Source organism: Microbacterium sp. Root322, from assembly GCF_001425645.1.
In the GTDB taxonomy this organism is placed as follows: Bacteria; Actinomycetota; Actinomycetes; order Actinomycetales; family Microbacteriaceae; genus Microbacterium; species Microbacterium maritypicum.
The window spans coordinates 641604-662224 of record NZ_LMCS01000002.1; the positions used below are offsets into that span (position 1 = coordinate 641604).

Annotated in this window: 18 protein-coding genes; 9 read left to right on the plus strand and 9 right to left on the minus strand. The window is 69.7% G+C overall.

Annotation, left to right across the window (positions count from 1 at the left end; translation table 11 throughout):
* The first annotated feature begins 308 nt into the window (after positions 1-308).
* Positions 309-1238, plus strand: a complete 930-nt coding sequence (locus ASC55_RS07955; protein ID WP_055874227.1) for a hypothetical protein — start codon at positions 309-311, stop codon at positions 1236-1238.
* A gap of 9 nt (positions 1239-1247) precedes the next feature.
* Entirely contained in the window at positions 1248-1550 is a 303-nt protein-coding gene (locus ASC55_RS07960) for a DUF4229 domain-containing protein (RefSeq protein WP_055865688.1), read from the plus strand.
* Positions 1551-1557: 7 nt separating this feature from the next.
* Here ASC55_RS07960 and ASC55_RS07965 read toward each other — a convergent pair whose 3' ends face one another.
* From ASC55_RS07965 to ASC55_RS07975, 3 genes are read right to left on the minus strand one after another with little or no spacing between them, the layout of a single operon-like run.
* A complete protein-coding gene (locus ASC55_RS07965) occupies positions 1558-2532 on the minus strand; it encodes a 1,4-dihydroxy-2-naphthoate polyprenyltransferase (RefSeq protein WP_200935156.1) in 975 nt (324 codons plus the stop codon).
* Positions 2533-2583: 51 nt separating this feature from the next.
* Positions 2584-2874: a DUF4287 domain-containing protein gene (locus ASC55_RS07970; RefSeq protein WP_017829257.1), complete on the minus strand. Its 291-nt coding sequence runs from the start codon at positions 2872-2874 to the stop codon at positions 2584-2586.
* 15 nt (positions 2875-2889) lie between these two features.
* Positions 2890-3252, minus strand: coding sequence for a cupin domain-containing protein (locus ASC55_RS07975; protein WP_082524269.1), 363 nt, complete (start codon positions 3250-3252; stop codon positions 2890-2892).
* A 45-nt stretch (positions 3253-3297) separates the two neighbouring features.
* Between ASC55_RS07975 and ASC55_RS07980 the strand changes: the two genes are divergently transcribed.
* Complete coding sequence (locus ASC55_RS07980; RefSeq protein ID WP_082524270.1) at positions 3298-4323, plus strand: ArsR/SmtB family transcription factor; 1026 nt, start codon at positions 3298-3300, stop codon at positions 4321-4323.
* Positions 4324-4333: 10 nt separating this feature from the next.
* Here ASC55_RS07980 and ASC55_RS07985 read toward each other — a convergent pair whose 3' ends face one another.
* On the minus strand, positions 4334-4792 hold the full coding sequence (locus ASC55_RS07985) for an Lrp/AsnC family transcriptional regulator (RefSeq protein WP_017829260.1): 459 nt from the start codon (positions 4790-4792) through the stop codon (positions 4334-4336).
* A 71-nt stretch (positions 4793-4863) separates the two neighbouring features.
* Between ASC55_RS07985 and ASC55_RS07990 the strand changes: the two genes are divergently transcribed.
* Both ASC55_RS07990 and ASC55_RS07995 read left to right on the plus strand, forming a co-directional pair.
* A complete protein-coding gene (locus ASC55_RS07990) occupies positions 4864-6303 on the plus strand; it encodes a DUF6421 family protein (RefSeq protein ID WP_055865696.1) in 1440 nt (479 codons plus the stop codon).
* A 131-nt stretch (positions 6304-6434) separates the two neighbouring features.
* Positions 6435-7094: an SDR family oxidoreductase gene (locus ASC55_RS07995; protein WP_055874232.1), complete on the plus strand. Its 660-nt coding sequence runs from the start codon at positions 6435-6437 to the stop codon at positions 7092-7094.
* A gap of 37 nt (positions 7095-7131) precedes the next feature.
* Here the strand turns inward: ASC55_RS07995 and ASC55_RS08000 are convergent, their stop codons facing one another.
* Positions 7132-8580 (minus strand): MFS transporter, encoded by a 1449-nt coding sequence (locus tag ASC55_RS08000; RefSeq protein ID WP_055874235.1) that lies wholly within the window; start codon positions 8578-8580, stop codon positions 7132-7134.
* Between the two features lie 102 nt (positions 8581-8682).
* On the opposite strand from ASC55_RS08000, the gene ASC55_RS08005 reads away from it, so the two are divergent.
* Positions 8683-9750 carry a threonine aldolase family protein gene (locus ASC55_RS08005; RefSeq protein WP_017829264.1) on the plus strand — a complete coding sequence of 356 codons (1068 nt, stop codon included), beginning with the start codon at positions 8683-8685 and terminating at the stop codon, positions 9748-9750.
* A 13-nt stretch (positions 9751-9763) separates the two neighbouring features.
* On the opposite strand, the gene ASC55_RS08010 is transcribed toward ASC55_RS08005, so the two are convergent.
* Complete coding sequence (locus ASC55_RS08010) at positions 9764-10369, minus strand: NUDIX hydrolase family protein (RefSeq protein ID WP_017829271.1); 606 nt, start codon at positions 10367-10369, stop codon at positions 9764-9766.
* A 72-nt stretch (positions 10370-10441) separates the two neighbouring features.
* Between ASC55_RS08010 and ASC55_RS08015 the strand changes: the two genes are divergently transcribed.
* Together ASC55_RS08015 and ASC55_RS08020 are read left to right on the plus strand one after the other, a co-directional pair.
* Positions 10442-11098: an alpha/beta hydrolase gene (locus tag ASC55_RS08015; protein WP_200935157.1), complete on the plus strand. Its 657-nt coding sequence runs from the start codon at positions 10442-10444 to the stop codon at positions 11096-11098.
* A 266-nt stretch (positions 11099-11364) separates the two neighbouring features.
* Positions 11365-13056: an ABC-F family ATP-binding cassette domain-containing protein gene (locus ASC55_RS08020; RefSeq protein WP_055874238.1), complete on the plus strand. Its 1692-nt coding sequence runs from the start codon at positions 11365-11367 to the stop codon at positions 13054-13056.
* A gap of 65 nt (positions 13057-13121) precedes the next feature.
* Here the strand turns inward: ASC55_RS08020 and ASC55_RS08025 are convergent, their stop codons facing one another.
* Genes ASC55_RS08025 through ASC55_RS08035 form a run of 3 tightly spaced genes read right to left on the minus strand, consistent with a single transcriptional unit; the run spans position 13122 to position 15835 of the window.
* On the minus strand, positions 13122-13781 hold the full coding sequence (locus tag ASC55_RS08025; RefSeq protein WP_055865708.1) for a response regulator: 660 nt from the start codon (positions 13779-13781) through the stop codon (positions 13122-13124).
* Positions 13778-15046 carry a sensor histidine kinase gene (locus ASC55_RS08030; RefSeq protein WP_082524271.1) on the minus strand — a complete coding sequence of 423 codons (1269 nt, stop codon included), beginning with the start codon at positions 15044-15046 and terminating at the stop codon, positions 13778-13780. The genes ASC55_RS08025 and ASC55_RS08030 overlap by 4 nt, the downstream gene beginning before the upstream one ends.
* A 33-nt stretch (positions 15047-15079) precedes the next feature.
* Positions 15080-15835 (minus strand): DUF998 domain-containing protein, encoded by a 756-nt coding sequence (locus ASC55_RS08035; RefSeq protein WP_200935158.1) that lies wholly within the window; start codon positions 15833-15835, stop codon positions 15080-15082.
* Between the two features lie 204 nt (positions 15836-16039).
* On the opposite strand from ASC55_RS08035, the gene ASC55_RS08040 reads away from it, so the two are divergent.
* Positions 16040-20620, plus strand: coding sequence for an ATP-dependent helicase (locus tag ASC55_RS08040; protein ID WP_055874244.1), 4581 nt, complete (start codon positions 16040-16042; stop codon positions 20618-20620).
* Position 20621: the final 1 nt, after the last annotated feature.

Below are 20621 nucleotides of genomic sequence, written 5' to 3' on the forward strand. Positions count from 1 at the left end.
AGGTGAACGACGAGTGTCCGCGAGACGTGCGCGGGGCCGGCACTGCGGTGTGGTCCCGTACCCGAACGGGACCACACCTTCCAGTGCATCGCACTGCCGAACGTGACACGTTCGGGATGCGGGATCGCGCAGATGCGATCCCGCCTGCCACGCGGCCGCCTGACCCCCATCAGGCGACCCCGAGACCGTTGTGGTCGCCGCGTCGACTCCGAGAAGACGAACGCGGCGCCACGGTAAAATAATACCCGCTGGAATGATGTGGGCGGTTCGGTTCGCACGCGCTCGCCGCATCGGCGACGATGGGGAGCATGCTCTGGCCCTTCGGATCGACCTGGCGCCCCGTGCGTCAGCGGCGTCGCGACACCGTCGATCTGCGATGGCTCAGCGCGAGGACCTGGACCAGACGCTGGTACCCGCAGGGGATCGACGTCGGCGAATGGCGCGGGCGGCGCACCTTGGCCGTCAGCTGGTTCCGACAGGAGCTCTCGGGAGAGCATCTCGCCTCCCGCGTGACCCTCATCGACCTGGCGCGCTCCCGTCATCTCGACATCCTGCTCGCGGTCACCGACGACGATGGCGAACTCCAGCCGGCGCGGATCCACGCCGGCGGGCTCGCCTGGTTCGAGGATCGGCTGTTCGCGGCGGCGACCGGCCGCGGCATCTGGGAGTTCGACCTCTCCGACATCCGCGAGGTGCAGGGAGCACGGGCCCACCGGCTCGCCGGGGCCCGTCGTCGCGGCGGTCGCGGCACCGCGCTCATCGCGGTGCGCACCCGGGTACATCCGATCCCGCTGCGCTGCTCGTACATCGGCCGCGTGTTCGACGACGGCGGCACCCCCCTCCCCCGCGTGCTCATCGGCGAGCACCGCACGGATGAGAGCGGACGGATCGGTGAGTTCTCGATCGCCGAGCACGTCGACGACGCATTCACCGAGGTGGACCGCTTCACCCCCGGCATCAAACGGATGCAGGGCGCGGTCCGCCGGGGGGACCACCACTTCGTCTCGCAGTCCGACCGCCTGCACCCCGGCACACTGTGGAGCGGTCGGCGCGACGCGCTGACCCCGGATCCCGTCCGACTCCCGGTCGGATGCGAGGACCTGGCCCTCGACCTCGAGGCCGGGCTGCTGTGGTCGCTCGGAGAGCACCCGTGGCGGCGCGTGGTGCGCGGTATCCCGCTCCACCGTCTCGGCATCGCCTCCGGCACCGGCGACGGAGCCTCTTCGCGGCGAACGTAGACTGGAGAGGTGAAGAAGCCCGCGCCTTTCCTCGTCTACACCGTGCTGCGGCTGCTGGCGTTCCTCGTCCCGCTCGCCATCCTCTGGATCTTCCCGATCTTCCGAGAGTTCTGGTGGCTGGCCGCGATCTTCGCCGCACTGATCGGCATGAGCATCTCGATGCTGTTCCTGCGCACGCCGCTGACGGATGCCTCCGCCCGGCTGCAGGAGCGCCGCGAGAGCCGTTCCTCCGGCGGCCAGGCCGACGCGGACGCCGAGGACGAGGCGATCGAAGGCTCGACCGACCCCGTCGACGGCGACGCCAAGGCCTGAGGCCGGCTCAGCCCACGAACGCCCAGAACAGGGCGCCTGCGTACAGCAGCGACGTCAGCGACGTGAGTGCGAGTGCGGTGACCAGTTCCTTCGGCTGACGGTAGGACCAGACGATCGCGATCGCCGGGAGCCCCGCCAGCAGAGCCAGCAGCGAGATCCACGCGATCGGGAACAGCAGGGCCAGGAAGGCCGCGATGCCGAACGGCGCGAGCACGAAGAACGTGAACAGCACCTGGGTCGCCCTGCGCCCGATCAGCACCGTCAGGGTGCGCTTGCCGACCTCGCGGTCCTGGTCGATGTCGCGCAGGTTGTTCGCGAGCAGCACCGCACAGGCGAACAGCCCCGCGGCGATCGCACCGAGCCAGGCCTGCTGCGGCAGGGAGAAGATCTGCACCCAGATCGTGCCGAGCGTGGCGACGAGCCCGAAGAAGACGAATACGAAGACCTCGCCGAGTCCGGCGTAGCCGTAGGGGCGCTTGCCGCCGGTGTAGAACCATGCGGCGACGATGCAGGCCGCGCCCACCGCGAGCATCCACCACTGACCGGTGCGCACCACGATCGCCAGACCCACGAGGCCGGCAAGCGCGAAGAACACCAGTCCGATGATCAGGACCGTGCGAGGCTTCACCCGCCCGGAGGCGGTGAGACGCGCGGGACCGACCCGGTGGGCGTCGGTGCCGCGGACGCCGTCGCTGTAGTCGTTCGTGAAGTTCACGCCGATCTGCAGCAGCACCGCGACGGCGAGGCAGGCGAGCGCGATGACCCAGTGGAACTCGGGTCCGGTGCTGCGCGCGGCTCCCGTGCCGATCACGACCGGTGCGATCGCGAGAGGGAGGGTGCGCAGACGAGCCGCCCCGATCCAGTCGGCAGCCGTCACCGGGCCTGCTTCGACGGCAGGACGCTTCGCCGGGTTGCCGCTCGTGCGGACCGGCGTGCGCTTCGCGGTCGGGGTCTTCTTCTTGCGCTGGGAGGATGCTGCCACGCAGGGAATCCTACTGGCCGGGCCCATGCCCGACCTCAGCGGGACGACGGATCAGGCGTTCGGGTTGCTGTCCTTGCCGTCGAGCCACAGGGTGTCGGACGCATCGCCATGGGCGCCACCCTTGCCCACGTGCTTGTCGCTGATCTGCGGCCCCTTGGTGATCACGTGCACGAGTGCCATCGCGTGCCCCTGACCCAGCTGGTAGTCCTCTTTCAGCCAGGCGACGATCGGCGTCGCCTTGGTTGTCTGGTCGAACCCCTTCTCGGTGGCGAGTTCGATGAACTGCCGCGGGGTGAGACCGGTCTTGGTCTCGATGTTGTCGAGGTATGCCTGGAAGGACATGTGTGCTCCTGATGGTCAGTCCTCGTCGAGGAACGTCTGGATGATGGTGGCGGAGGCGTGGACGCCGATGATCGTGAGAACCCCGTCCCCCACGTTGGTGAAGCGGTGCGGGATGAAAGCGGGGCCGGTGGCGGTGTCTCCCGCTCCGGCCACGAGAGTCTCCTCGCCCACTGTGATGGAGGCAACACCCTCGATCACGACCCAGGTCTCAGGATAGGGATGCCAGTGCAGCCCCGGCCCCTCCCCCGGCTGGTTCTCGACGAAGAAGTACGACACCTCGGCACCGTGCTCGGCCCCGACGAACCTGCGGCTGCGCCCCGAGCCGATGCGGATGTCACTCCCGGCGACGATCCCCGAATGAGGTGATGTGCTGTTCATGATTCCAGTCTCGACAGCCTCGCGAGCAACCCCTAAAGTTTCGATGTGGATCGAAACTCCGGCCCGATCGAGGGCGTCGAGCACCCTGACCATCGCGTCGAGTTCCATCTGAGCCCGGGCGACGTCGAGGCGGTGCGGTTCGGCATCTCGCCCGGGCACGAGCTGGCCCACGCCGTTCGGGTGTTGCGGCGCCCCGCCGCGCATCCGCTGCAGTGGGGCTGGCTGCGAGCCGTGCGCGACCGCCTGCCCCGCGAGGACTTCGCGCTGCTCACGACCGTGATCGGCGACGACGGCTATCTGCCCGACTTTCTGACGACCGCACCCCGTTGGGACCTGACGCCCGAGGTAGAGCTCGACGAGCTACGAACCGCCCCTCTCGACCCCATGCGCGTCGATTTCCGGAAGATGGTGGTGCGATCGAGCGGAACTAGGCAACAGGCTCTGCGCGAGATGCAGGATCACCCCGAGCGGGCTCGCGGGATGATCGCCGATGCCTGGGCCGCCGTGTGGGAAGCGGTGCTCTCTCCGGTGTGGCCGCAGCTCGAACGACTGTTGCGTGCTGACATCGCCGTCCGCACGCGCACGATCGCGAGCACGGGCATCGCGGGCATGGCCGGTGATCTGCACCGACAGGTGACCTGGGGGTCGGGTGCGGTCCGCGTCTCGCTGCGACGCCACAGCGAACAGGTCGACTGCCGGGGAGGTGGCCTGGTGCTCGTCCCCTCGGTCATGTCGGCGTGGGGCTGCATGGTGCTCACCGAGCCACCAGCGCAGCCCACCCTGTTCTATCCGGCCCGTGGCGTCACCGCCGGCTGGGCCCGCGACGCCGCCGACATCACCGCCGCTCTCAGCGCCCTGCTGGGTCCGGCACGAGCGGGCATGCTGCTGCGCGCCGGCACCGCCCGCACGACGTCGCAGGTCGCCCGTGATGCCGGCCTCGCGATATCGACCGCCTCGCATCACCTGGCCGTGCTGCGCGGTGCAGGACTGATCGCCAGCGAACGCGACGGCACCAGGATGCTCCATCTGCGCACCCCGCTGGGTGAGGCGATGGTGGGCGCGGTGCTCTGACTCCCGGCGCCTACTCGGTCGAGCCCACCGGGATGATCGGTCGGTGCTCGTAATAGGTCTGCAGCACCACGGTCGTGCGGGTGCTGACGTTCGCCGCGAGTCGCACGTCGCGCACCAGCTCTTCGAGCGCGCGGGGGGACGGCACCCGCACGAACAGCATGTAGCTGGCGTCGCCGGCGATGGAGTGGCAGGCCTCGATCGCGTCGAGGTGCTCGAGCAGCTCGGGGGCGTTGTCCGGCTGGGCGGGGTCGAGCGGCGTGATCTCGATGAACGCCGAGAGCGGGGTGCCCACCTGCTCGGGGTCGAGGATCGCCTGATATCCGGAGATGACCCCCCTCGTCTCCAGTCGGCGCAGGCGCGACTGCACCGCAGAGACCGACAGGCCGACGGCGTCCGAGAGCTGGGAGAGCGTGGCGCGGCCGTCGCGGGAGATGGCGGTCAGGATCGCGCGGTCGACAGAGTCATCCATAGCTGTAAGATTATCGTCAGGATTCCGTTTGCACAGGAATCTTTCCGTCAAAACTCCGATCGGAGGTCCCGATGTCCCTTCTTTCCGCCAACAGTTCCGCTGTCCAGGCCATCGTCGGCGAACCCGAGGTCGTCGAGGACGCATCGATCGCCGAGCAGTCCGCCGCCTGGGCGCAGCTCAAGGACGCCGCGATCGCGATCCGCGAGATGCAGATCAAGGACGGCTCGATCCCGGACGCCGCGCACCACGCCGCGGCCCGTGAGCTCGTCGGTGCGCTCACTGCCGCGATCCGCGCTCTGGCCCCCGCCTTCCCGCACGACGCCGAGTACCTCGCCGCATCCGTGGTCGACTTCGACCGTTGGGCCGCCTCGGACTTCGGGGTGCCCGACTTCCTCGACTCGCTGATGGCCTTCCAGCCGCAGCAGCACCGTGTCGACGGCATCCGCCACCTCGTGGTCTTCCCGATGTACACGCAGAACGGATCGAGCGACCGCCTGGTCGAGGCGCTGATCGTCGAGACGATCTGGCCGGAGTTCATCGCGGCGCTCGAGGCCGGCGACTACGGCAACAAGCTGTTCGTCTCGCTGCGCCTGGTCGACTTCACGCCCGGCTACGACACGAACTCGGCTGTGCTGTTCCCCGAGACCGTCGCGATGCGCGAGATCCCGACATTCACGTGGGGCGCGATCTTCCAGGACCGCGAGGCCGCCCGGTACCGCCGCGTCACGCGCGCCGCTGCCGCGATCACCAACCTCGACCTGCCGGAGCGCGCGAGCGCGATGCTCGACGACCAGCAGGTGGCCGAGAAGACCTTCGTGATGTGGGACATCATCCACGACCGCACCCACATGCGCGGCGACCTGCCTTTCGACCCGTTCATGATCAAGCAGCGGATGCCGTTCTTCCTCTACTCGCTGGAGGAGATGCGCTGCGACATGACGGCGTTCCGGGAATCGGTGAAGATCGAGCGCGCTCTCGCTGCCCGCATCGCCGCCGGTGAAGAGCTCACCGAGACCGAGCAGGAGATGCACGACTACGCGCACCTCGTGCAGTACGCGGTGATCTTCGACCGGATCTTCCGCTTCTCGATCACGGGCACCCGCACGCGCAACTACGATGCGGTCGGCGGACAGCTGCTGTTCGCGTGGCTGCACCAGCGCGGTGTGCTGCACTGGACCGACACCGCTCTCGCGTTCGACTGGGACAACGTGCCCGACGCCGTGGTCGCTCTGGGCGATGCGATCGACGATCTGTACTGGCACTCGATCGACCGTCCCAAGGTCGCGCACTGGCTCGCCGCGTACGAGCTCGTCCGGGGCACGCTCACCCCACACCCCGCATCGCAGTGGGCCCGCGGCCTGTCGGACGAGATCCTCGCCGGCGCACCGAAGGGCTACACGGATGCCGTGATGGACGACGAGTTCCCGCTGTCGATGTTCTTCGAGACACTCGACAAGAAGATGAAGCCGATCATCGAGTCGACCGTGGGCATCCGCGGCACCGACGACTGACGATCACGCGCGCACCGCGCGCGTTCCGAGTGTGACGCTGGGGCGCACCGCACTGCGGCCGGAATCTGTTCTGCGGATACCTCCGCGGGTTCCGGCCGCAGAAGCCCCTCCGACCCGGAAGAGTGGAAGACATGGCTGAACACACCGACTCGACGGCTTCCACGCGCACCGTGGTCCTCGCCGGAGCCACCAGCGCGGCCGGTCTCGCCACCGCGCGTGCGCTGATCGCTGCGAACGCCCGCGTCATCGCCACCGGTCGCTCGGTCGAACGACTGCAGGAGCTCGCCGACGCCGGTGCTCAGATCGAAATCGCGGATGCGACCTCCTTCGAGGACATGACCGCCCTGGCTTCCCGGATCGGGCCCGTGGACGCGGTGGTGCCGCTGGTCGGAGGCTGGCGCGGAGGCGGGGGTCTGGCCGGGCAATCCGATGAGGACTTCGCCGCCCTGCTGCCGGCCCTGCACGCCGTTCGCGCCACGAGCCGGGCTTTCGACGATGCGCTGCGCGCCTCCGATGCCGGACGCTTCGCGATCGTGTCGTCGACGTCTGTCGCACGTCCCTTGGCCGGCGGGGCCAACTATGCCGCCGTCAAGGCCGCGAGTGAGGCTTGGACCAGAGCCGTCGCTCAGGGCTATGCCAAGGCCGCACGCGAGTCCGGAGAACGGCTGCGCGCAGCAGCCGTCGTGTTCCGCGCGAAGGCACTCGATCCCGAGGCCCTGGCCGCACGGATCGTCGCCCTGTGGGCCGAGGACGCCGCCGAGCTCAACGACCGGGTGTTCGATCTGGACTGAGCCGCCGGTGTGATCACGGCCTCATGCGCCTGCTCCGTCACCGGGTTTCGGGCGGCATCCCCGGGACGACGGGCGGAGCGTCGGCGTATCTGGTCGCGGAATGACCGTTCTCGCGGTCGAGCGCGACCGTGGTCTCGCCCGCGCTCTCGTTCCCTGGCGCCTCGACCACCTGCTCCGGAGCCTCGGCATAGAGTTCGGTGAGCCTGCGGTACGACCGGGTGAAGAACGCCAGCGTGGCGGCGACGACCATGATCAGTCCGGCGAACAGGCAGATGAGGGCGATGCCCCGGGCCTCGCCCTCACCGAGCAGCCACCCCCACTGCTGCTGCCCCTCGGCGGTGTTCATGTACGGGATGATCAGGAACTCGGCGATCGGGGCGATCATGAACGCCGTGATCGGCGCGGCGGCGGCCTCCATCGCGGCAGCCACGCCGAAGACGCGGCCCTGCCGCTCGAAGGGCACGACCTTCTGGATCACGGTCTGCTCGGCGGCTTCGACGGGCGGCACCAGAGCCATGTACACCCACATGCCGACCACATACAGCGGCCACCACTCCCGCAGCATGAACACCGACCCGAGCAGCCCCATCGCGATGACCACGAGCAGCATCGTGCGCATGGGTCTGGGCCCCAGACCGAACTTGGCGACCAGCCCGCCGCCGACCAGGAATCCCGTCGAGGCGAACGCCAGCGCGAAGCCCCACGTCTGCGCGTCGAAGAGTGTCAGTCCGTAGGGATCCATCAACGCCATGTAGACGCCGCCGATGAGGTTGTTGAACGTGGAGAAGATGATCAGCGCGAAGAGCCCGGGAGCCAGACGGATGGCGCGCACGCTTCCGCGGAAGTCGAGGGCGCTGGAGGCATTCGGGTCGGGTTCGGGAGTCCCCTCGGGGATGCGCACGAACAGCAGATGGACGAACGTCATCGCCATGGCCGCGATGGCGATCGCGAGCGTCCACCCCATGCCGAGGAAGCCGATCGAGAGCCCCGAGAAGACGCTCGTCACCAGGAAGGCGATGCCCTGCACCGTGCCGACCAGGCCGTTGGCGTTCGCGCGCTTGTCTTCGGGGATGAGCAGGGTGACCGTCGTCGACAGCGCGATGTTGCGCAGCTGCTCGATCACACCGCCGAACAGGATGACACCCGAGAACAGCCAGAACCAGGGCCCTCCCAGATCGAGAAGTGCGGCCTCGGGCTGCCACAGGTAGAGCGCTCCGGCCACGAGGAACGCGCCGGCGGAGATCACGCTCGAGATCACCATGACGGTGTGTTTGCGGTTGCGGTCGACGATCGTGCCGAACGCCATCGCGAAGAACGCGACGAAGAGCATGTAGGCGCCGCCGATGATGCCCGTGGCCAGCACCGACCGCGTCTCGATGTAGACCCAGAACGTGAGCGCGAACCACAGGAAGCTCGTCGTCACGTTCGCGATGAGCGTGTTGACGAGGACGTTGGCGAAAGCCCTCTTCGCTGAGGTGCGCTCCATGGTTTCGAGGGTAGAACCGACCCCCGACATTGGGAAGTCCCCACCGGGTCGGAGGCGCGGTCACCGGACCGAGAGCAGCACCGGGACAATTAGGCTGGGGAGGTGAGCATCCAGCATGACCCCGCGATCCGGGGCTTCGCCAGTGACAACTACTCCGGCATCCACCCCGAGGTCCTCGCGGCGATCGCCGCGGCGAACGGCGGCCACCAGAGCGCCTACGGCGAGGACGCGTACACCGCGCGCCTGCAGGAGGTGTTCCAGGAGCACTTCGGTGACGGCGTGGAGGCGTTCCCGGTGTTCAACGGCACCGGCGCCAACGTGACCGGCCTGCAGTCGATGCTGCCGCGCTGGGGCGCGGTGATCGCCGCCTCCACCGCTCACATCAACGTCGACGAGGCTGCGGCCCCCGAGAAGATCGGCGGCTTCAAGCTGCTCACGGTCCCCACCGACGACGGCAAGCTCACCCCGGAGCTGATCGACCTCGAGGCGTGGGGCTGGGGCGACGAGCACCGCGCACAGCCGCTGGTCGTCTCGATCACCCAGACCACGGAGCTCGGCACGCTGTACACGGCGGAGGAGATCCGCACGATCGCCGACCACGTGCACGAGCGCGGCATGAAGCTGCACCTCGACGGCGCCCGTCTGTCGAACGCCGCCGCCGCCCTCGATCTGCCGCTGCGTGCATTCACCCGCGACGCCGGCGTCGACGTGCTCACCTTCGGCGGAACCAAGAACGGCGCCATGCTCGGCGAGGCGATCGTCGTGCTGAACCCCGAGGCCGCCGACGGTCTCACCTACTCGCGCAAGTTCAACATGCAGCTCTCCTCGAAGATGCGTTTCGTCTCCGCCCAGCTGATCGCGCTGCTGGAGGGCGACCTCTGGCTGCGCAACGCCCGGCATGCCAATGCCATGGCGGCGCGCCTGCGCTCCGAGATCGAGGCCGGGATCGCCGACGGATCCATCCGGGGTGTGGAATTCACCCAGCCGACCCAGTCCAACGGCGTGTTCGCCACGCTCCCCGACGGCGTCGCCGACCGGCTCCGCGACTCGTTCCGCTTCTACGACTGGGACGCGGCGCGCAAGGAGGTGCGCTGGATGTGCGGCTTCGACACCGAGGAAGCCGACGTCGACGCGTTCGTCGCCGAGCTCGCCCGCCTCACCACGGCCTGAGCTTCCGGAGAAGTCAGCGCAGGAGGCCGAGGCTCGCGAGAGCCTGGCGGATGAGCGTGCCGCGACCGTTCTCCATCTCGGCGGCGACCGCATCGGATGCGGCGGCCTCCGGCGAGAACCAGGTGACCTCGAGGGCATCCTGGCGCGGCTCGCACGTACCGGTGACCGGCACGACGAAGGCCAGGGACACGGCGTGCTGCCGGTCGTCATGGAAGGCGCTCACGCCGGGCATCGGGAAGTACTCCGCGACGGTGAAGGGCAGCGGCTGCGGCGGCATCAACGGGAAGGCCATCGGACCGAGGTCGTTCTCGACATGCCGGAACAGGGCGTCGCGCACCGTCTCCCCGAAGCGGACGCGCCCCGACACGATCGTGCGCGTCATCTCCCCCATCGGCGTGGAGCGCAGGAGGATGCCGATCTCGGTCACCTGGCCGGAGCCGTCGGTGCGCACGGGAATCGCCTCGACGTAGAGCATCGGCAGACGGCGTCGCGCCTCTGCGAGCTCGAATTCGCTCAGCCAGCCGGGGTTCGCATCCGGGGAGGGCGGGTTCGACTCCCGGAAAGCGCCGAGACCTTCGTCGTCGGGCTCCGGCTCGGGATCAGGTGTGCGGACCGCCATGTGTCCTTTCTACCAGCCGCCTTCCTGAACCGACACCGTGTGCACGTCGGTCGCCCCTGGCAGGATGACGATGTGAGCGAGAACCTGACGATCGACGACACCGCGACCAGATGGTCATCCCCCGACCGCGGCGGGATGCCGCTGCTGGTCCTGCTCCACGGCTACGGTGCCGACGAGCACGACCTGTTCGGACTCGTCCCCTACCTCCCCGAGGGCATCGCCGTCGCATCCGTCGCTGCGCCCCTCGCACCCCCGTGGCCGATGCCAGGGCGCTCGTGGTATCCGATCGAGGGACTCGACGGGCGCAGCTCCGCGGCCGTCACCCTCGCGGCGGAGTCCTTCCTGCGCTGGCTCGACACGGCGGCGACCGAGGCTCCCTCGATCGCGCTGCTCGGCTTCTCGCAGGGCGCGGCGGTGTCGCTGCAGGCCCTGCGGCTGGCACCCGAGCGGTTCGGCGCGGTGGTGGCGCTGAGCGGCTATGCGTCCCCGGGAGAGCTTCCGAACGACGAGGCCCTGGAAGAGCTGCGCCCACCCGTGTTCTGGGGCCGAGGAACGCACGACGACGTCATCCCACCCGCGCTGATCGATCACACCGCGCAGTGGCTGCCCACGCACTCAGAGCTGTCGGGCCGGGTGTACACCGGGCTCACCCACAGCATCTCCGAGGAGGAGCTCATCGACGTGCACCGGTTCCTCACGAAGTGGCTCGACGGGGTCGCCGCGAGCTAGCCCCATCGTCGTCATCGACGACCGAGCCACGAACCGACACGCCCGGGGTTGCGGGAATGCGACACGCCCGGGTATCGTCGGGGAGTCCTGTCCGCCGTGTCTGGAAGTCCTTTGATCTGATCCGTCGCCTCCGCGCTCTTCTTCCCGCGCGCTGACCCGACGATCGCCGACTCCACGGCAGACCCTCCCCTCCGCATCCTGTGACGCGTGTCACGAGCCGGTAGGGCTCGGTGTCAGTGCACCCATGCACTCGACAGGAGACACTCATGTCAACCCCCACCGCTCTTCACCCATCGGTCGTGCTCGACCGACTCACCTTCACCTGGCCCGACGGCTCGATCGCGCTCGACGGCGTCTCGGGCGCATTCGGCTCGGGACGCACCGGCCTCGTAGGTCGCAACGGCGCGGGCAAATCCACGCTGCTGCGGCTGATGGCAGGCTCGCTCGAAGCCACATCGGGCGCCATCACGGCATCCGGCGAGGTCGCGTACCTTCCGCAGCAGTTGACTCTCGACGTCGACCGCCGCGTCGCCGAGCTCCTCGGCGTGTCCGCGGCACTCGACGCCGTGCGGGCGATCAGCGCGGGCGACGTCGACCCCGTCCACTTCGATGCGGTCGGCGACGACTGGGACATCGAGGCGCGCGCCGAGGCGTCGCTGGCGGAGGCCGGGCTCGCTCCGGAGTTCCTCGACCGCAGGGTCGGGGAGCTGTCCGGCGGCGAGGCCGTGCTCGTCGCGATCGCCGGCATCCGCCTGCGCCGTGCACCGATCACGCTCCTCGACGAGCCGACCAACAACCTCGACCGCGACGCCAGGACCAAGCTCGCGGCGATGGTGCAGGCCTGGAAGGGCACGCTCATCGTCGTCAGTCACGACCTGTCGTTGCTCGAGCTGATGGATGACACCGCCGAGCTGTACGCCCAGACGCTGAGCGTGTTCGGTGGCCCCTATTCGCAGTGGCGCGCCTGGCTGGACGCCGAGCAGGATGCTGCGAGACAGGCCGAGGTCACCGCCGCCCAGGCGTTCCGCAAGGAGAAGCGCCAGCGGATCGAGGCCGAGGTGAAACTCGCCCACCGCACCCGCACCGCGAAGAAGGCGGAGATCGAGAAGCGCGTCCCGAAGATCGTCGCGCACGGCCGCAAGATGGCCGCCGAGGTCTCAGCGGGCAAGCTCCGCACCGAGGTCGGGGCGAAGGAGGATGCCGCACGATCGGTGCTCGACGAGGCCGGGCGACGTGTGCGCTCCGACGCCTCGATGAAGATCGAACTGCCCGACCCGCAGGTGTCGCGCAGCCGCCGTATCGCGACGATCGGCGATCACGAACGGGCCTGGGTGATCCAGGGGCCGGAGCGTGTCGCGTTGATCGGCCGGAACGGTGCCGGGAAGACCACGCTGTTGGAGCGGTTGATCGCCGCCGGTGTTCACGACTCGGAAGGAATGGCTCCCGACGGGCCAGAGGGGGCGGAGCGCGTCGGATCCGGGACGGAAGCCCTGGGTCGTGCGCGGTCGCCTTTGCATGCCGAAGCCCACACCGATCTGATCGGCTACCTGCCGCAACGCGTGGACGGCCTCGACGAGCGGCGGTCGGTGTTCGAGAACATCGCCGCCGCGGCGCCGCACGTGCCGGAGAAGGAGCTGCGCAACCGGCTCGCCCGGTTCCTCATCCGCGGGGCCATCGCGGAGCGTCCGGTCGCCGCCCTCTCCGGCGGCGAGCGCTTCCGCGTCGCGCTGGCGAAGCTGCTGCTCGCCGACCCCGCACCGCACCTCGTGGTGCTCGACGAGCCGACCAACAACCTCGACCTCGACACGGTCGACCAGCTCGTCGAGGCCCTCCGCGCGTACCGGGGCGCGGTGCTCATCGTGAGTCATGACGATGCGTTCCTGCGGCGGCTGGATCTCGACCTGACACTCGAGATCGATGCCGAGGGCGCTCTTCAGGAGGTCTCGCTGGAAGCGTGACGCGCGGGAGAGGCGGGTGTGGAGGAGAGGGATTTCCCCCACCCGCCTTCCCGGGACCCGTGCTGTCAGACCACCCCGGCCTCGTAGGCGAGGATGACGGCCTGCACGCGGTCGCGCAGATCGAGCTTCAACAGGATGCGGCCGACGTGGGTCTTCACGGTCGACTCGGACACGAACAGGCTCTTGCTGATCTCGGTGTTGTTGTAGCCCTTGGCGATCGCGAGGAACACCTCGCGCTCCCGCTCGGTCAGCACCCCCAACCGCGGATCCACCGTCTCGGACTCCCTGGGCAGGCGGGTGGCGAACAGGTCGAGCATCGATCGGGTCACACGCGGCGAGACCAGGGCGTCACCCGCGGCGATCGCTCGGATCGCAGTGGTCAGCTGCCCTGGCGGCGTGTTCTTCAGCAGGAACCCGCTCGCTCCTGCGCGGAGGCTCCCGAACGCATACTCGTCGAGGTCGAAGGTCGTGAGCACCAGCACGCGGCTCGACGGCGTGCCTCTGACGATGCGGCGGGTCGCCTCGATGCCGTCCATCTCCGGCATCCGGATGTCCATCAGGATCACATCGGGTCGCAGATCCGCGGCCATGTGCACGGCCTCCGCACCGGAAACCGCCTCGCCCACCACCTGCATGTCGTCCTCGGCATCGAGCACCATTCGCATACCGCGCCGGATCAGCTCGTGATCGTCGACGATGAGGAGTCGGATTCTTTCCTCGGTCATCGCTGTTCCTCCTGCTCGGGGATCTCCACCCGCACGCGCCATCCGCCGCCGGGTGCGGGCCCCGCCTGCACAGTTCCGCCTGCGAGTCGTGCACGCTCCCGGATTCCGAGGAGGCCGCGTCCCGACCCGACGGATGCCGCCGGTGGGCCCTGCCGTCCGTCATCCGAGACCTCGACCATCAGGACCTCTCCACGGAAGTCGAGGTTCACGAGAACCTCGCGCGGATCCTTCGCGTAGCGCAGCGCGTTCGTGAGCGCCTCCTGCACGATGCGGTGGATCGTGTTCTGCAGAGCCGGTGATGAGGGCGCCGCTCCCTGCGTGCGCACCGTGACCGGCAGCCCGGCCGTGCGGAAGGTCTCGACCAGAACGGTGAGCTCGCTCAGCCCGGGATTGGGGCGCAGCGGACTCTGCTCGTCCGCGTCGACGGTGTCGTCTCCGAGGGCTCCCAGCAGCTGCCGCATCTCGATGAGAGATTGCCGACCGACCTCGCCGATCTCCTGAACGGCACTCCGCGACCGCTGGGGGTCCTTTTCGGCCAGCGCGCTCGCACCGTCCGCGAGAGACACCATGACCGACACGCTGTGCGCCACGACATCGTGGATCTCGCGGGTGATCCTCGCACGCTCGGCCAGTGTCGCGATCCTCGCCTGCTGGTCGCGTTCGCGCGCGAGCTGGTTGGCGCGGTCGAGGATCGCCCCGATGTAGCGGCGCCGGTCACCCACGGTCACTCCGAGGAGCGCGGCGATCAGCATCACGACGAGGAAGAGCAGGCTCACCGCCACGGAGAACGAGCCGCCGAGGTCGCCCCGCCGCAGGCCGTCCAGCAGCGGGAACACGAGGATGCCGCCGAGGACCGTGATCCCGAAGGCGATCCAACCACTGCGGTTCGAGCGATAGACGAACACGGCGTACAGCGCCAGGGCGATGCCGATCGGGTCGGCGGGGGTGTCGATCACGATCGTGATCGCCGCGACGATGACGAACACCGCGAAGGTGATCCAGGGACGATGGCGCCGGACGAGCAGGCCCGCGGCGCCGACGAGCGCGAGGATCAGCGGGATGAGAATCGGTGGGAGCGGCGACCACTTTCCCGACGACAACGGGGTGACCAGCACCCAGAACCCGCTCAGAAGGAGATAGAAGAAGGCGAGCAGCCCGTCGAAGAGCCAGGGGTGACTCCCCCAGAACCGCCGCACCACTCCCGGTGGCCGTGGCAGGTCCACCGCACGGACCCCTCCATCGCCGGCCGGTGCTGACTCTCGCATGTGACGACTCTACGCACCGCACTCGCGGCTCCCTCAGCGGGAGACGGCGACGAGAGAGATCGTTCCCGGGCTGCGCGCGGTGCTCCTGCGGACTTCGACGGCCTGCAGCACCGGCTTCCATGTCTTGCGCCGCACCCGCCGCTGCGCGACCGCGGTGTCCATTCCGAGGATCGCGAGCCACCCCATCCCGATGGTGGTCGCGACGAGTTCGAGGATGCTCCCGATGTCGGTGCGGAACTGCAGGAGCGAGAGGATGCCGCCGGCCGCCGCGATCGCTGCGGTGGAGACACCGGCGCCGAGCGAAAGCACCCGCAGCCGCCGTCGACCCTCCACGAACGAGACCTGGAGCATCGCGAAGGCGGCGAGCGCGAAGGCGAGAACGGCGACGGTCGTGTGCACGAGGTCCTGCCACGTGAACGCGGGCCCGACCGGCAGCGGGCATCCGGTCGTGCACGTGACCTGCGAGGCCACCAGGAACAGCGACGACGCCATCGCCACCGAGAACGACGGCGACCAGACGCTCAGCCACGGCACCGTGGAGCGCAGCCCGCGCGCGGCCCAGGCCACAGCGAAGCCCCCGACGACGAGCAGGAGCAGCGCGAGTTCGAACCATCCGGCGGTCGGCTCGCCGTCTGCGCCGAGACCACTCACGTACAGGACCCGATCGATGCTCAACCTGGCGATCCAGATGATGCTCAGCGCGACGGCGACGAGCACGCTTCCGACGATCGAGGCGATGACGCGCAACGCGGTTCCTGCGGGGTGGGAGACGGTGTTTCCGGTGGGCATAGGGAGACGGTATGAGCGCAGGCCGCCCCGTCGCGTCGGCCCGAAGTGCCCACTGCGCCGGGGCGTCGTACTGCGGTACGACGCCCCGGCGCAGGTGGCCTGCTCTGCCGGACAGACCTCGGCGACCTCGATGAAGGTGTCGAGGTCGCCCTCCGCCGACATCGTCACGACCCCGATGTCCCCGGCCTGCACGAAGATGGAGGGATGAGCGATGTGCTCGACCGCTTCACCCCCGCGACGCAGGACTGGTTCCGGGGTGCCTTTCCCGCGCCCACTCCCGCTCAGGCGGGCGCGTGGGACGCGATCTCCGCAGGCAAGCACGCCCTCGTGGTGGCCCCGACCGGCTCGGGCAAGACGCTCTCGGCCTTCCTGTGGGCGATCGACAGCGTGTTCCGCGAGCGCATGGCGGAGACCTCCGCGCCTGCGAAGGGCGAGCCGCGCACGCGCATCCTCTACATCTCCCCGCTGAAGGCGCTCGGCGTCGACGTCGAGCGCAACCTCCGCTCCCCGCTCATCGGCATCGGGCAGTCGGCGAGACGGCTCGGAGTGCCCTCGCCTGCGGTGACGGTCGGCGTGCGATCGGGCGACACGACCTCGAGCGACCGGCGCAAGCTCGTGTCAGATCCGCCCGACATCCTCATCACGACCCCCGAGTCGCTCTACCTCATGCTCACGAGCCGGGCGGGCGAGACCCTGCGCGGGGTGCACACCGTGATCATCGACGAGGTGCACGCCGTCGCCGCCACCAAGCGCGGCGCACACCTCGCCGTGAGTCTCGAGCGTCTCGACGCCCTGCGCCGCGCGAACGGCATCGAGAAGCCGGCGCAGCGCATCGGGCTCTCGGCCACGGTGCGTCCGATCGACGAGGTCGCGCGGTTCCTCGGCGGGTCGGCTCCGGTCGAGATCGTCGCACCTCCCGCATCCAAGACCTTCGAGCTCGGCGTGGTCGTGCCGATGGACGACATGACCAACCCGCCGCCCCCTCCCGGTGTGCCGGGGGACGCGGCCGATGCCGAATACTCCGAGGTCACCGGATCCGTCTGGCCGCATGTCGAGGAGGCGATCGTCGACCGCATCCTGCAGAACAACTCGACCATCGTGTTCGCGAACTCCCGCCGGCTCGCCGAGCGCCTGACGGGCCGACTGAACGAGATCTACTCCGAGCGCATCGGCATCGAGCTGCCGGCGGCGACCATACCCGCCGCCATGATGGCGCAGGCCGGAGCCACCGCTGGTGCCGATCCCGTGCTCGCGAAGGCGCACCACGGGTCGGTCTCGAAGGAGCAGAGGGCTCAGGTCGAAGAGGAGCTGAAGTCGGGGGTGCTGCGCTGCGTCGTGGCGACGAGCAGTCTCGAACTCGGCATCGACATGGGTGCGGTCGACCTCGTGATCCAGGTCGAGGCGCCCCCGTCCGCGGCTTCGGGCCTGCAGCGCGTCGGCCGCGCCGGGCACCAGGTGGGCGAGATCAGTCGCGCCGCGCTCTTCCCGAAGCATCGCGGCGACGTGCTGCACACCGCGATCGTGACCGAGCGGATGCTGGCGGGCAAGATCGAGGCCATCCAGGTGCCACGCAACCCGCTCGACATCCTGGCCCAGCAGACGGTCGCGGCGAGCGCACTCGGCGCCATCGGCGTGGAGGAGTGGTTCGAGACGGTCCGCCGGTCGGCGCCCTTCCAGGCCCTTCCGCGTTCGGCCTACGAGGCGACTCTCGACCTGCTCGCCGGGCGCTTCCCCTCCGACGAGTTCGCGGAGCTGCGGCCGCGACTGGTGTGGGATCGCGACGCCGGCACCTTGACCGGACGCCCCGGTGCGCAGCGCATCGCGGTGACCAGTGGCGGCACGATCCCCGACCGCGGCCTGTTCGGGGTCTTCGTCGCCGGCGAGACGACCGGAGCACGCGTGGGCGAGCTCGACGAGGAGATGGTCTACGAGTCCCGGGTGGGAGATGTGTTCACGCTCGGCACGACGAGCTGGCGGATCGCCGAGATCACCCACGACCGCGTCAACGTGATCCCCGCCTACGGCCAGCCGGGCAAGGTGCCGTTCTGGCACGGCGACGGCATCGGCCGACCGTTCGAACTCGGCGAGGCGCTGGGCGCGTTCTCCCGCGAGGTGTCGGCGGCCACCCCCGAGAAGGCGGCGCAGCGACTCATCGATGCCGGGCTCGACGAGCAGGCACGGGCGAACCTCATGGCCCACCTGACCGAGCAGCGCGAGGCGACGGGCACGCTGCCCACCGACCGCACCCTGACGGTCGAGCGGGGACGCGACGAGGTCGGCGACTGGCGCGTCATCCTGCATTCCCCGTACGGGATGAAGGTGCATGCCCCCTGGGCGCTGGCGATCAACGCCCGGGTGCGCGAGCGTCTCGGCGTCGAGGGGTCGGCGGTCGCGAGCGACGACGGCATCATCGTGCGCATCCCCGACGCCGAGGCCGAGCCGCCCGGCGCCGAACTGTTCGTGTTCGACCCCGACGAGCTGGAACACCTGGTCACCGAGGAGGTGGGCGGTTCCGCCCTGTTCGCCTCGCGATTCCGCGAGTGCGCGGCGCGCGCGCTGCTCATGCCGCGCATGAACCCGAACAAGCGCACGCCGCTGTGGCAGCAGCGGCAGCGGTCGGCGCAACTGCTCGAGGTGGCCAGACGCCATCCGACGTTCCCGGTGATCCTGGAGACGCTGCGCGAGGTGCTGCAGGACGTCTACGACCTCCCCTCGCTGCGCACACTCGCGACGTCGATCGCGGATCGCCGCATCCGCCTGGTCGAGACCGAGCCCGGGCAGCCGTCGCCCTATGCCCGTGACCTGCTGTTCGGCTACGTGGGCGCGTTCATGTACGAGGGCGACTCCCCTCTCGCCGAGCGCCGAGCGGCCGCACTCTCGGTCGACCCCGCGCTGCTGGGCGAGCTGCTGGGCACGGTCGAGCTGCGCGAACTGCTCGACCCCGATGTGATCGCCCAGTTCGAGCGCGAGGCCCAGCGTCTCGACCCCGATCGCCGGGCACGCGGGCTCGAGGGCGTCGCCGACCTGCTGCGGATGCTCGGGCCGCTCGACGCCGACGAGGTGGCCGCGCGCCTCGACCCCGAGTCGATCGCCGACACCTCGGCCGGAGCGCTGCTCGACGAGCTGATCACCGCGCGCCGGGCGATCCCCGTCACGATCGCCGGCACGAGCCGCGTCGCCGCAATCGAGGATGCGGGGCGTCTGCGCGATGCGCTGGGAGCGGCGCTGCCCACCGGCATCCCTGTGGCGTTCCTCGAACCCGTCGCCGATCCCCTCGGCGACCTTGTCGCCCGCCATGCCCGCACGCACGGCCCGTTCACCACGGATGCCGTCGCGAAGCGATTCGGACTCGGCGCCGCCGTCGCCCGGCACACGCTGCAACGCCTCGAGACCGCAGGGCGGATCACGAGCGGGTACTTCCTGCCCGAGGCGGCCGGCAGCGCCGACGCCATCGAATGGTGCGACACCGAGGTGCTGCGCCGCCTCCGGATGCGCTCGCTCGCCGCGATCCGCGGATCGGTCGAGCCCGTCTCCCCCGAGGCGTATGCCCGATTCCTGCCGGACTGGCAGCACATCGGACGACCGCTCGAAGGCGTCGACGGCGTGCTCACCGTGATCGAGCAGTTCGCGGGCGTGCCGATCCCCGCGAGCGCGTGGGAGTCGCTCGTGCTCCCCTCCCGGGTGCGCGACTACTCGCCCGCGATGCTCGACGAGCTGACGGCCGCCGGAGAGGTCATCTGGTCAGGCCACGGCACGCTGCCGGGGCGCGACGGCTGGGTGTCGCTGCATCCGGCAGACCTCGCGCCCTTCACCCTGCCGGAGCGCGACGCCGAGATCGCGTCCGATTCCCTGGAGTCGCGCATCCTCGTCGCCCTCGACGTGGGCGGTGCCTACTTCGCCGGGCAGTTGAAAGAGATGGCGGCGGCCGAGAACGAGCAGTCCGTGCTCGAGGCGCTGTGGTCGCTGACGTGGTCGGGCCACGTCACCAACGACACGTTCGCCCCGATCCGCTCCCTTCTCGCGGGCGGCTCGCAGGCGCACAAGGTCAAACGCCGGGCTCCCCGTGCCCGCACCTACCGTGGCGTGTCCTTCACGGGTGCCGCAGCTCCCCGGCCGCCCTCGATCGGCGGGCGCTGGTCGCTGCTGCCTGCACTCGAGACCGATCCCGCCCGCCGGGCGACCGTCACCGCCGGGCTCCTGCTCGACCGCTACGGCGTCGTCACCCGCGGCGCCGTGCAGGCCGAGGGCATTCCCGGTGGTTTCGCCCAGGCCTACCGGGTGCTCGCCGGTTTCGAGGAAGCCGGCCACTGCCGCCGCGGCTACGTGATCGAGAAGCTGGGAGCCGCGCAGTTCGCCGCCTCTGGAACGGTCGATCGTCTGCGCACCTACGCCGGACTCGCCGACCCGCCTCCCCGCAAGGCCGTGACCCTCGCGGCGACCGATCCCGCGAACCCCTACGGTGCCGCGCTCGGCTGGCCCAAGCTCGACGGAGTGTCGCACCGCCCCGGGCGCAAGGCGGGCGCTCTGGTCGTGCTCGTCGACGGCACCCTCGTGCTCTCCCTCGAACGCGGCGGCCGCACGGTGCTGTCGTTCAGCGACGACCCCGAGGTGCTGCGCGCCGCAGCCGCCGACCTCGCGACCACCGCGCGCAGTCGCCGCCTCGACACCCTGACCGTCGAGAAGATCAACGGCGAGGGCGTCTATGGCACGGGACTCGCCCTCGCCCTGCAGGAGGCCGGCTTCGTGGCGACTCCGCGCGGGTACACGCTCCGCAAGGCCGTCTGAG